The sequence below is a fragment of the Clostridium sp. CM038 genome (genome assembly GCF_055081105.1).
The window spans coordinates 2,933,752-2,946,770 of the sequence record NZ_CM143651.1 but is presented as its reverse complement, the minus strand read 5'-3'; the positions used below and the strand labels follow the sequence as shown (position 1 = coordinate 2,946,770).

Sequence of the window (13,019 nt, the reverse complement as noted above, 5' to 3'; positions counted from 1 at the left end):
ACCCACTCTCTCTTTCACTTATTTTTATATTATATCATGTCCGAATATTTACTGTACAACTAATTATAACCTATCCAAGTATTCACTTTTAAATAGATCATAAATTTGAATTGATGAAAGCTCTGTTCCTAGAAGATCTGTTTGGTTCTTTACGAGTGTGCCAAAATCATTCTGCATAGATTTAGGTAAAACAAAGCCAAATTCATTTTCCATTATAAAAGCAGCACCACCTTTACCAGATTGACTGTTGATACGAATTATTTCTTCATACTCTCTGCCAACATCGTGTGGGTCAATTGGAAGATAAGGAACTTCCTAAAAATTACTATTTGAATCATGATTAGCTTTAAACCCTTTTTTGATTGCATCTTGGTGTGAACCAGAAAAAGCTGTGTATACAAGTTTTCCGGCATATGGATGACGCTCATGAACCTTCATTTTAGTGCAGTCTTCATAGACTGCTGCAATCTCATAAAGTTTTGAAAAATTTAATTCAGGATTTATCCCTTGAACATGCATATTTAAAGCAATTGCCATAATATCAAGATTCCCAGTTCGCTCACCATTACCAAATAGAGTGCCTTCAACTCTGTCAGCTCCTGCAAGAATTCCAAGCTCTGATGCCGCAGTACTAGTACCTCGGTCGTTATGAGTATGAAGAATTATTAGAACGCTTTCTCTATTTTTAATGTTCATGCAGAACCATTCGATTTGATCTGCATAAATATTAGGAGTAGCCATCTCAACTGTTGATGGTAAGTTTAAAATAACTTTTTTTGCGGGAGTTGGTTTCCAAACATCTAATATAGCTTCACAAATCTCTAGGGAATATACAAGCTCAGTTCCAGTAAAACTTTCAGGGGAATATTCAAAAGAAAAATCTGTTTCAGGGTATTTATTCTTGTATTCCATTAGAAGTTTTGCACCAGTAACTCCGATATCGATAATTTCTTGCTTGCTTTTGTTAAAAACAACTCTTCGTTGTAAAATTGAAGTTGAATTATAAAGGTGGACAATTGCTTTTTTGCTCCTTTAAGACTTTCAAAAGTTTTTTTTATTAAATGCTCTCTTGATTGAGTTAAAACTTGAACAGTCACGTCGTAAGGTATAAGATCTTTATCTATCAAATGTCTTAAAAATTGATATTCTGTATTTGAGGCAGATGGGAAGCCCACTTCTATTTCTTTAAAGCCAATATCAACAAGAAGTTTGAACAATTTAACTTTCTCGTCTACGTTCATTGGAATTGGAAGGGATTGATTACCATCTCTTAAATCAACACTGCACCACATTGGTGCTTTTTCAATTTGTTTATCAGGCCAGTTACGATTTTTAATATTTATACTACCATATGGTTTATATTTTTTATATGACATTTAAAACACTCCCTTAAAATTATTAGAAATAATTGAAAAGAAACTTCGCCTCGATCAATAGGCGAAGTTTCTTGAGGCTTTTACTATTATATTTCTTTTGCAATAAGGTCGGACATTTCCGAAGTGCTAACGGATTTCATGCCAGGTTGCATTATGTCAAATGTTCTATATTTTTTGTCTAAAACCTTAGATACTGCATCTTCAACATCTTTTGCGGCATTTTCCATATTAAAACTATATCTAAGCATCATTGCTATGCTCATTATAGTTGCAATTGGATTAGCTTTATTTTGGCCAGCAATATCTGGTGCTGAACCGTGTATTGGTTCATATATACCAAGAGTGCTGCTACCTAAACTTGCAGAAGGAAGCATTCCAAGGGAACCCGTAAGCATTGAAGCTTCATCACTTAGGATATCACCAAACATATTTTCAGTTAAGATTGTATCAAATTGCCCTGGATTTCTTATAAGCTGCATCGCACAACTATCAACTAATTGTACATCGAGAGTTACATCTGGATAATCTGATGCCATTTTTGTAACGACTTCTCTCCAAAGTCTTGAGGTCTCAAGCACGTTAGCTTTATCAACTAATGTAAGCTTTTTAGTTCTTTTTCTTGCAGTTTCAAAACCAACACGAGCTATTCGCTGGATTTCATAAGTCGAATAAGCCATTGTGTCACATGCCTTTTGGGCACCTCCATCTAGGTCTATTCTAGATTTTTCACCAAAATATATTCCACCTGTTAATTCCCTAATAACCATAATATTAATGTTACCTTTAAGAATTTCTGGTTTAAAAGCTGAGGCATCTTTTAATTGTGGGAAAAGAATAGCAGGTCTTAAGTTTGCAAAAACCTCAAGTTCTTTTCGTATTCCAAGTAAACCAGCCTCAGGTCTTGATTTTCCAGGAAGTTTATCCCACTTAGGGCCGCCAACAGAACCAAGTAAAACTGCATCACTATTTTTACAAGTATCTATAGTTTCCTGTGGAAGAGGAACTCCCGTTTTGTCTATAGCTATTCCGCCCATTAAAACATCAGTATAAACAAATGGAAAGTTATATTTTTTAGATATTACATTTAACACCTTAATTGCACCTAGAACAATCTCTGGTCCAATTCCATCTCCTTTAATAACAGCTATCTTTTTCATTAAACTTCAGTCCTTTCTTTAAGATAATTTATAAGACCTTCAGCATTAATTATATCTTGCATAAATGCTGGGAAAGGTGTTGCCTTATAAGTTTTTCCTTTTGTTTTGTTTATGATAACCCCAGTAGAAACATCAATTGATACATCATTTCCTTCTTCAATATCCTGAGCGGCTTCTGTGCATTCTAAAATAGGTAAACCTATATTAATTGAATTTCTGTAGAATATTCTTGCAAAAGTTCCAGCAATTATACAACTAATTCCTGCAGTCTTTATAGCAAGAGGTGCATGTTCTCTTGAAGATCCACAACCAAAGTTTTTACCAGCAACCATTATGTCACCATCTTTAACTTTGCGTGTGAAATCATTATCGATATCTTCCATACAATGTGATGCAAGCTCTTTTGCATCTGAAGTATTAAGATATCTTGCAGGGATAATAACGTCAGTATCTACATTGTTACCAAATTTTATAGCTTTTCCTTTAAACATTACATTACCTCCTCTGGTGAACAAATTTTTCCTGTTATAGCTGATGCTGCAGCAACTGCAGGGCTGCAAAGATATACTTCGCTTTCAGGATGGCCCATTCTGCCAACAAAATTTCTGTTTGTAGTAGAAAGAGCTCTTTCTCCCTTTGCAAGTACTCCCATATGTCCACCGAGACATGGTCCACAAGTTGGCGTACTTACGGCAACTCCAGCTTCTATAAATATTTCAATTAAACCTTCTCTAATTGCCTGAAGATAAATTTTTTGAGTAGCAGGGAAGATTAGTGTCCTTATTTTAGGATGGACTGTTTTACCTTTGAAGATACTTGCAGCCATTCTAAGGTCTTCTATTCTTCCATTAGTACAAGAACCAATAACTACTTGATCGATTAAAACTTCACCAACCTCATCGATAGTTCTAGTATTATCAGGAAGGTGAGGGAAGGCTACAGTAGGTCTTATAGTACTTAAATCTATTTCTATTACCCTAGAGTATTCTGCATCAGCGTCAGCACTGAAAATTACAGGAGTTTTAGTTGAATGCTGTTTTACATATTCCAAAGTTTTAGTATCAACTTCAAATATTCCGTTCTTAGCACCTGCTTCAATAGCCATATTGGATATTGTAAATCTGTCATCTATAGATAGATTAGCGAGGCCTAGACCTGTATATTCCATTGACTGATAAAGTGCACCATCTACTCCTATCATTCCTATAATATGAAGGATTACGTCTTTACCACAAACCCACTTTTGCATTTTACCAGTTAAAATAAATTTTATTGCTTCAGGTATTTTAAACCAACATTTTCCACTTGCCATTCCTGCTGCCATGTCAGACTGGGGTTGTTATATCATTACCTAAAACTAAATCAAGATTTACCATAACTAATTGGCCAGATTTTACCTCTTTTAAACCAGCATGTGATGCAAGTATTTTTTGTGTCATCGTCATTCCCATAGTAAATTTAAACCTCCTTTTAAAAATTGATAGACATTTTATAAAGTATAATTTTTTATTTTAAATAGTAACATATTAAATCATCTCCTGCGGAGCTGCAACATCTTCATAGAAGATGCATTAACGACTTCAAAAGGAGATTGATACTTCCACTGAAGTTTTCCATTTGTTAGGATATGTAACTCCCACTCATAGAAGTGGGAGACTTTCCTTCTGAAATGTCGTTAAAAAAAGGTACAAAAAAACAGACGTCTTCACTTGGGGCGAAGAGTCTGTCGCGATACCACCCATATTTATAACTTAATTTAAGTTAACGGTTTGCACCGGTAAGACCTACTAAGAAGGACACTATTAAGCGCAATTTAGTTTAAGTCTACAACTCGAGGGTAAGTTTCAACATCCAATTATTTAGGGTTCTCAGCTTTATCCCTTCTCTGTAAAACATCCTGATGCCTAATTGTCCCTGTCATAGTATTTATTATATTAGTCGTTATTTTATCAATCAACCCATTGTTTGTCAATATACAATTTCATTTTTATCAATATCTCATCCTCTTATTTAACACTAAAATGACAACTCCCCCTTATCAAAGATTTTATAGTTGTAAGTAACTTTCTAAAAATTTACTTGTACCATAATATAATACGATTAAAAAAATATGTCAATATGCAATAAAAAAAATATACTGATTAACGTTGACAATTTATTTTTTTGATGGTAAGATACATAAAATGTTTGGTACAATTTACAAATTTATTGGAAATTATTTAATTGTGGAAAAGGAGGCGATATTTTTGATTTCACATGTATTGTCAATTCTAGTTGACAACAACCCAGGAGTACTAACAAGAGTATGTTCATTATTTAACAGGAGAGGTTTTAATATTGACACTGTTTCATCTGGTCATACCGAAGATGAAAAATTAACACGAATAACTTTATTAACTAAAGTTCGTGATGATGATGATGATGAAGGAATCAATCAAATAATTAACCAGATAAAAAAATTAGAGGATGTTCACAAAGTTGAGGAATTTGATAATGAAAACTCTATTTGTAAGCAAATGTTGTTTATAAAGGTTAAAGCAGAGGGCAATGACAGACGGGAAATCATAAATATCGGAAAAGCTTTTAAAGTTTCAATTATAGACATAACTCCAATAAATTTAATTATTCAAATTATAGGAGACAATAGTAAATTGTGTGCTTTTGAAAATTTGATAGAGTCGTTTGGGATTTTGGAAATAGTTGGAAGTGGATTTATTGCAATGAAAAAAGATGCAGATGCAATAATCTAAAAATATGAGCGAAAAATTAGGGGGAATTAATAATGGCGAAAATGTATTATGAAGAGGGATGTAATTTAGAAAACTTAAAAGGTAAAAAGGTTGCAGTAATAGGGTATGGTAGCCAAGGACATGCGCATGCATTAAACTTACATGAAAGTGGTGTTGACGTTATTGTTGGTCTTTATGTGGGAAGTAAGTCTTGGGAAAAAGCTGAAGAAGCGGGATTAACCGTTATGACTGCAGCAGATGCAGCAAAGGCAGCTGATATCATCATGATACTTATTAACGATGAAAAGCAAGCAAAATTATATAAAGAAAGCATCGAGCCAAATCTCACAAGAAATAAAGCTTTAGTATTTGCTCATGGATTTGCTATTCATTTTGGTCAAATAGTTCCACCAGCAGATATCGATGTATTCCTTATAGCTCCAAAGGGACCAGGACATACAGTTAGAAGTCAATTTTTAGAAGGCAAAGGGGTACCATGCCTTATAGCTATACATCAAGATGCTTCAGGACATGCAAAAGAAGTGGCTTTAGCTTATGCTTTGGGAATAGGTGGTGCAAGAGCTGGAGTTATGGAGACTTCATTCAGGGAAGAAACTGAAACAGATTTATTTGGAGAACAGGCAGTTCTATGTGGAGGTGTTACAGCTCTTATAAAAGCCGGGTTTGAAACTCTTGTAGAAGCGGGTTACCAACCAGAAATGGCATACTTTGAGTGTTGTCATGAAATGAAACTTATCGTAGATATGATAAACCAAGGTGGTTTAAACATGATGAGACACTCAATAAGTGATACTGCAGAATATGGTGATTACATAACAGGAAATAAAATAATAACTGTAGATACGAAAAAAGCTATGAAAGGTGTATTAAGAGATATCCAAACAGGAGCTTTTGCTAGAGACTGGCTTCTTGAAAATCAGATTGGAAAACCATTTTTTAATGCGACAAAGAGGATAGAAAGTGAACATCAAATAGAAGAAGTTGGTGCTAAGCTTAGAAAAATGATGTCTTGGATGAAAAAATAGTTTTAATTTGATACTTAAAATATAATAACTTAAATATTAAGTTATTAATAGTGTTTAATGAGAACCAAGTTCTAAAAAATATAAAATTGAACTTGGTTCTCTTTGACATCTGGATTAAGTAGAATATAAATTAATTGAAGATGAGAAACAATTAAATAAAGAGAAAGGTTTAGCTAAGTTTTGAGGAGGAGATATTATGAAATCTGATGCTACAAGAAAGGGTATAGGAAAAGCACCTCACCGTTCACTATTTAAGGCTTTAGGATTTATAGACGAGGAAATGAATAGACCACTTATAGGTGTAGTTAGTTCCTATAGTGAGATAATTCCTGGTCACATGAATTTAGATAAAATAGCTCAGGCCGTTAAGGATGGAATAAGAATGGCTGGAGGAGTCCCTGCTGAATTTGGAACAATTGCTGTATGCGATGGTATCGCTATGGGCCATATGGGAATGAATTACTCTTTGCCTTCAAGGCAGTTAATTGCAGATAGTATTGAAATAGTTGCAGATGCACATGCATTTGATGGTTTAGTTTTTATAACAAACTGTGACAAAGTTGTTCCTGGAATGCTTATGGCAGCAGCTAGGGTAAATGTTCCATCAATATTTATTAGTGGTGGACCAATGCTCGCTGGTAGAATGAATGGGAAAGTTACAGATTTAAGTTTAGTGTTTGAAGCGGTAGGTTCAGTAAATTCAGGTAAGATGACATTAGAAGAATTAGATGAACTTGAGAACTCAGCTTGTCCTACTTGTGGTTCTTGTTCAGGGATGTTTACTGCTAATTCTATGAATTGTTTATCAGAAGTACTAGGAATGGCATTACCTTTTAATGGAACTATACCAGCGGTTTATTCAGAGAGAGTAGGTCTTGCAAAAAAAACAGGGATGCAAATAATGGAACTTGTAAAATTAGATATAAAACCAAGAGATATCATGACAAAAGATGCATTTACAAATGCCATTACCGCAGATATGGCTCTTGGGTGTTCTACAAATTCTTTGCTTCATTTACCAGCTATAGCTTATGAAGCTTGTATAGATTTTGATCTAGATTACGTAAATGTAATTAATGCAAGAACTCCAAATATTTGCAGGTTAAGTCCAGCAGGTAGCCATCATGTGGAGGATCTGCATTTTGCAGGTGGAATTCCAGCGGTTTTAAATGTACTTTCAGGTAAGGATTTAATAAATAAGGACTGCATGACAGTAACAGGTAAAACTATATATGAAAATGTAGAGGATGCAAAAATAAAGGATGCAGCAGTAATTAGAACTGCGCAAAATCCATATAGCACAACTGGCGGATTGGTAGTTTTAAAAGGAACACTTGCACCAGATGGAGCAGTTGTTAAGAAGTCAGCAGTTGCGCCTGAAATGATGAAGTATACAGGAGCTGCAAAAGTATTTGATAGTGAAGAAGAGGTAACAAAAGCAATATATGGTGGTAAAATAGTAGCCGGTGATGTAGTTGTAATTAGATATGAGGGACCCAAGGGTGGCCCGGGGATGAAAGAAATGCTTTCCCCTACGGCTTCACTGGCCGGAATGGGACTAGATAAAAGTGTTGCATTAATAACTGATGGTAGATTTTCTGGTGCAACAAGAGGAGCATCTATTGGTCACGTATCTCCAGAAGCAGCTGAGGGTGGACCTATTGCATTAGTTAAAAATGGAGATTTGATAGAAATAGATATAGAGAATAAAACATTAAATTTATTAGTAGATGCAGCGGAATTAAAGCAAAGAAAACCTGAAGGAAAGATGAAGGAAGCTAAGGGGTATTTAAGAACTTACAGAAAATCAGTTTCTTCAGCTAATAAAGGGGCAATTTTCGCAGACTCAAGGAGGGATTAATTTGAAATACAAAGGTGCAAGAATTTTATTAGAATGTCTTAAAGAACAAGGCGTAGATATTATTTTTGGCTATCCAGGTGGAGCCGTACTAAATATATACGATGAACTTTATTCATTTGAAGGAATAAATCATATTTTAGTTACTCATGAACAATGTGCAGCTCATGCTGCAGATGGATATGCTAGAGCGACTGGAAAAGTAGGCGTATGTCTTGCAACTTCTGGACCTGGAGCTACAAATCTTGTGACAGGCATTGCAACTGCTTATATGGATTCTGTACCTATGGTTGCAATCACTGGCCAAGTAGAAACAAAGTTAATAGGTAAGGATTCATTTCAAGAAGTAGATATTGTTGGTATAACAATGCCTATTACAAAGCACAATTTTTTAGTGAAAAGTGTTGAGGAATTAGCATCTACAATAAGAAAAGCCTTTAAAATTGCAATGAGCGGAAGACCTGGACCTGTACTTATAGATATACCTAAGGATATAACTGGAATTGAATGTGAATACTCCTTTGAAAAACCACAGGTAATAGAGCAGAAAGTCGTAAATACAAATCAACTTAAGCATGCTATTGAATCCATTCAAAAATCCTGTAAACCAATAATTGTAGTTGGTGGTGGGTGTAACATATCAGAGGCTGAGGAAGTACTAATAAAGCTTCAAGATAAATTAAAGTGCCCAGTAAGTAGTACTATGATGGGCATTGGTGCTTTTAGCGGACTACACCCAATGTACACAGGTATGCTAGGTATGCATGGAACATATGCGTCTAATAGATGCATAACTTCAAGTGATTTAATTATTGCCATTGGAGCTAGATTTAGTGATAGAGTTATTTGTAATTCTAATACATTTGCAGTAGATACTAAGGTTATCCATATAGATATTGATGAGGCGGAAGTCTCAAAAAATATAAAAGCAGATAGCTGGATAATTGGAAATGTAACCGATGTATTAAAAAGTTTATTACAAATGCTTCCTGGGAGAGAAGATAATGAATGGACAATTTATGCAAAAAAACTAATAAAAAAAGATAAGACAAGGGTTATAAAAATAAATGAATTTGATGATGTAAATCCTCTTTATGTAATTAGAAAAATTTGTGAAATTACAGAGGGTAAAGCTATAACAACTACTGAAGTAGGCCAAAATCAAATTTGGGCAACTCAGGCATTTACCTATACTAAGCCAAGAAATTTTATTAGTTCAGGTGGCCTAGGTACTATGGGTTATGGGTTTGGAGCTGCAATAGGTGCAAGTTTGGGAAAGAAAGAAATGGTTTTTAATATTGCAGGGGATGGTAGCTTTAGGATGAATCTTAATGAGCTCGGTACTGCTGCAAGATATAATATTCCTGTTAAAATAATATTACTAAATAATGGAGTTTTAGGAATGGTAAGACAATGGCAGAATGTGTTTTACTCAAAAAGGTTTTCTAGTACTACATTAGAACGAGATACTGATTTTGTAAAAATTGCTGAAGGCTTTGGAGTCAAAGGGATTAGAGTTGATCATAACAGCGATGTTGTGGATGCATTAAAAGAAGCAATAGACTGGAAAGGACCTGTTGTTATTGATTTCAGAGTAGCCCCTGATGAAATGGCTTCACCAATGGTTTCACCTGGTGCAAGTCTTGAAATGATGTTTGAGATATAGTGAATGCACTGTAGCTTAGCTAAAATACGTTGGCATTCTTGCAACAGAATATAATGTAATAGGTTAGTTGAAGGTATAAAAAATGGAAAACTATAAACAATATTATGCTGATTTTATAGAAATTACGCACTATAAGCGTATCCATACACTTACGTATGTTATATACATATGGTATACTATTCCTATTAAATAAATTATTGGGAGGTTATTTTATGGAAAGATATGAAATTAATAAAAATCTAGCTCAAATGTTAAAGGGCGGAGTAATTATGGATGTTGTGAATGTTGAACAAGCAATAATTGCAGAAAATGCAGGGGCTTGTGCGGTAATGGCACTAGAGAGAGTACCGTCAGATATTAGAAAAGAAGGTGGCGTGGCTAGAATGTCTGACCCTAGAATGATTAAAGAAATAAAGGCAGCTGTTTCTATTCCGGTAATGGCTAAAGGTAGGATAGGACATTTTGTTGAGGCACAAATTTTGCAGGAAATAGGGGTAGATTTTATAGATGAAAGTGAAGTTTTGACTCCAGCAGATGAGCAGTATCATATAAATAAATGGGATTTTAAGGTTCCTTATGTTTGTGGAGCAAGAAATTTAGGAGAGGCACTAAGGAGGATTGGAGAAGGTGCTGCAATGATAAGAACAAAAGGTGAAGCAGGTACAGGAAATGTAGTTGAAGCTGTCGGGCACATGAGATGTATAATGGATGAAATTAGAAAAGTGAAAAATGCTCCAAAAGAAGAGCTAATGACAATTGCTAAAGACTTTGGAGCCCCAATTAATTTAATTGAATACGTATGGGAAAATGGTAAACTTCCAGTAGTAAATTTCGCTGCAGGTGGGATAGCTACGCCAGCTGATGCAGCACTCATGATGCAACTTGGGGCAGAAGGGGTTTTTGTAGGTTCAGCAATATTTAAAGCAGAAAATCCACAGGCGGTAGCAAAAGCTATAGTTTTAGCAACTACATACTATAGTGATCCAAAAGTTATAGCTGAAGTTTCAGAAAATCTTGGGAAAACAATGAGTGGTATAGAAATAAGTGAAATTAAAGAGAAGTTTGCAGAAAGAGGATGGTAAAATTGAAAATTGGAGTTTTATCACTTCAGGGTGGTGTAATAGAACATATAAATCATATTAATAAGCTTGGACATGAAGGTGTAGAGATTAAGAAAATTGAGGATATCGAAGATATACAGGGAATCATATTACCGGGTGGGGAAAGTACAACGATAGGGAAACTTTTAAGGGAAAGAAATATGCTTATGCCTTTAAGAGAAAAAATACTATCAGGATTACCTGTGTGGGGAACTTGTGCTGGTATGATACTACTTGCTAAATATATTGAGGGATCAGACAATGAATATCTTGAAATTATGGATATAAAAGTAAAAAGAAACGCCTACGGAAGCCAAATAGATAGCTTTAAAAGGAATGTTGTAATCAATGAGATTTCAAGTGAGCCGTTGCCACTAGTTTTTATTCGAGGACCATTAATTACAGAAGTTTCAAGCGATGTTAAAATAATATGTACTGTTGATGATAAAATTGTAGCAGCAAAACAAAATAATATGTTTGCTACGTCTTTCCATCCGGAACTTACTGATAGCTTAGAAGTTCATAAATATTTTATAAATATGTGCAGCTCTAATAAAATAAAGCTTTATTTATAAACTAATATTATTCCCATACATTTTAAGTTTCGAACTTATTTGAAAATTAAAATGTATGGGATATTTATTTATACTTAAAATAATCTGCAATATTAGGGAGCTTATAGGGTAGACATTTATGCTGCAACAATTTGGTATGCTTAAAATTTTATTTATGGTATATGTTAAATAAACATTGCTACGATGAAAGATTTTATAATCCTAATAGCATTGAAATTGAACGATTAAGTGGATTTACTCATGTGAATAATATATCATAAACTAATAAAAATGAAAATAACATTGAACATAAATCTGGTAAAGAGGTAGTGGGAGTATATTTAAAAATTAAATTATAAAGGGTAAGTTGTAAAATGAAATGACCATAGAACAAAAAATAAAGACTCAAGAGAAAAAATCTTGTACAATGTTAAGTGACTAAACCAACACAAGTACAGGAGGATTTCAAATGAGTCAATCAAATTTTATCACAGAGAACAAAAAAGGTAAACACCTAACATATGAGGATCGTATAAAGATAGAGACATTATACAAAATGGGGCTAAATTCAAGCTGTATTGCGGAGCAAATAGGTGGACGTTCAGAGCGTACAATAAGGCGTGAAATTGCTAAAGGAATAGTAGAATTATTGAATAGTGATTTAACCACTCGAATGGAATATAGCGCAGAAATTGGGCAGTCAGAACATGACAGACAAGGCACAGCAAAAGGGCCTGCATTGAAAATAGGGAAAGATCACAAATTGGTGAAGTACTTAGAAAAAGCCATTGGTAAATATGGCGAATCTCCGTATGCAGCTATTCAAAATATAACAAATAAAGATCTACAATTCGAAACAACTATTTGCTTCAAAACTGTGTATAACTATTTGGATAATAATTTATTCTTAAACATAAGTAACAAAGATCTGCCTGTTAAAAAGAATGCCAAAAAGAGAAACTATAAAAAAATAAGGCCGGCGTATAACAATACCAAAGGAACAAGTATATCAGAAAGACCTACAGCGGTAGCTGCACGTGATGAGATAGGGCACTGGGAAATGGACACCGTAGTAGGAAAGCAGGGTACGAAGACTGTATTAATGGTATTAAGCGAAAGAGTAACTCGCAAGGAGTTAATCTTTAAAATACCTTCTAAATCACAGGTCGCTGTTGTGAAGGAATTGGACAAATTGGAGCGTAAAATGGGAATGGCATTCTCAAAAACATTTAAAACAATCACCTGTGATAACGGCTGTGAGAACCTTGATTTCGAGGGTATTGAGACCTCAGTAAGGAATAAACGAAAGAGAACTAAAGTATATTATGCCCATCCATATAGTTCATGGGAACGAGGCACAAACGAGAATATCAATAAAATGATACGACGATTTATCCCAAAAGGTGTGGATATTTCAGCATTCTCTAAAAAACAAATTATGCAAATACAGCACTGGATCAACAATTATCCAAGAAGGATTTTTAACGGTCTATCTGCTAATATGATGGAACGGAAAACCATTACAACTTAACA

At 34.4% G+C, this 13,019-nt stretch carries 9 protein-coding genes, 2 pseudogenes and 1 other annotated feature; of the genes and pseudogenes, 7 read left to right on the top strand and 4 right to left on the bottom strand.

All coding sequences use genetic code 11. The features are described 5' to 3' along the window. Nucleotides 1-72 precede the first annotated feature (72 nt). The 4 genes and pseudogenes from ACWJKS_RS13540 to ACWJKS_RS13525 form a co-directional block, all read right to left on the bottom strand. Nucleotides 73-1,376 (bottom strand): annotated as a pseudogene (locus ACWJKS_RS13540) (2-isopropylmalate synthase); the annotation flags it as partial. Between the two features lie 86 nt (nt 1,377-1,462). Then, a complete protein-coding gene (leuB, locus tag ACWJKS_RS13535; protein ID WP_462959782.1) occupies nt 1,463-2,533 on the bottom strand; it encodes a 3-isopropylmalate dehydrogenase in 1,071 nt (356 codons plus the stop codon). After that, a complete protein-coding gene (gene leuD, locus ACWJKS_RS13530; protein WP_462959781.1) occupies nt 2,533-3,024 on the bottom strand; it encodes a 3-isopropylmalate dehydratase small subunit in 492 nt (163 codons plus the stop codon). Before leuD ends, leuB begins: the two co-directional genes overlap by 1 nt. After that, a pseudogene (locus tag ACWJKS_RS13525) lies at nt 3,024-3,984 on the bottom strand (aconitase/3-isopropylmalate dehydratase large subunit family protein). Before ACWJKS_RS13525 ends, leuD begins: the two are co-directional and overlap by 1 nt. A 256-nt stretch (nt 3,985-4,240) precedes the next feature. Beyond that, nucleotides 4,241-4,463, bottom strand: a binding site (T-box leader). A 316-nt stretch (nt 4,464-4,779) separates the two neighbouring features. On the opposite strand from ACWJKS_RS13525, the gene ilvN reads away from it, so the two are divergent. From ilvN to ACWJKS_RS13490, 7 genes are all read left to right on the top strand, one after another. Continuing rightward, nucleotides 4,780-5,283, top strand: a complete 504-nt coding sequence (gene ilvN / locus ACWJKS_RS13520) for an acetolactate synthase small subunit (protein ID WP_165414594.1) — start codon at nt 4,780-4,782, stop codon at nt 5,281-5,283. 32 nt (nt 5,284-5,315) lie between these two features. Then, on the top strand, nt 5,316-6,308 hold the full coding sequence (gene ilvC, locus ACWJKS_RS13515; protein ID WP_462959780.1) for a ketol-acid reductoisomerase: 993 nt from the start codon (nt 5,316-5,318) through the stop codon (nt 6,306-6,308). A gap of 196 nt (nt 6,309-6,504) precedes the next feature. Continuing rightward, the gene (gene ilvD / locus ACWJKS_RS13510) at nt 6,505-8,169 is read left to right on the top strand and encodes a dihydroxy-acid dehydratase (RefSeq protein ID WP_462959779.1); all 1,665 of its coding nucleotides are present in this window, start codon (nt 6,505-6,507) and stop codon (nt 8,167-8,169) included. Nucleotide 8,170: 1 nt separating this feature from the next. Further along, nucleotides 8,171-9,832, top strand: a complete 1,662-nt coding sequence (gene ilvB, locus ACWJKS_RS13505) for a biosynthetic-type acetolactate synthase large subunit (protein ID WP_462959778.1) — start codon at nt 8,171-8,173, stop codon at nt 9,830-9,832. 212 nt (nt 9,833-10,044) lie between these two features. Next, on the top strand, nt 10,045-10,914 hold the full coding sequence (gene pdxS, locus ACWJKS_RS13500; protein ID WP_165414590.1) for a pyridoxal 5'-phosphate synthase lyase subunit PdxS: 870 nt from the start codon (nt 10,045-10,047) through the stop codon (nt 10,912-10,914). A 2-nt stretch (nt 10,915-10,916) separates the two neighbouring features. Continuing rightward, nucleotides 10,917-11,507, top strand: a complete 591-nt coding sequence (gene pdxT / locus ACWJKS_RS13495) for a pyridoxal 5'-phosphate synthase glutaminase subunit PdxT (protein WP_165414589.1) — start codon at nt 10,917-10,919, stop codon at nt 11,505-11,507. Between the two features lie 448 nt (nt 11,508-11,955). Next, nucleotides 11,956-13,017 (top strand): IS30 family transposase, encoded by a 1,062-nt coding sequence (locus ACWJKS_RS13490; protein WP_224578950.1) that lies wholly within the window; start codon nt 11,956-11,958, stop codon nt 13,015-13,017. Nucleotides 13,018-13,019: the final 2 nt, after the last annotated feature.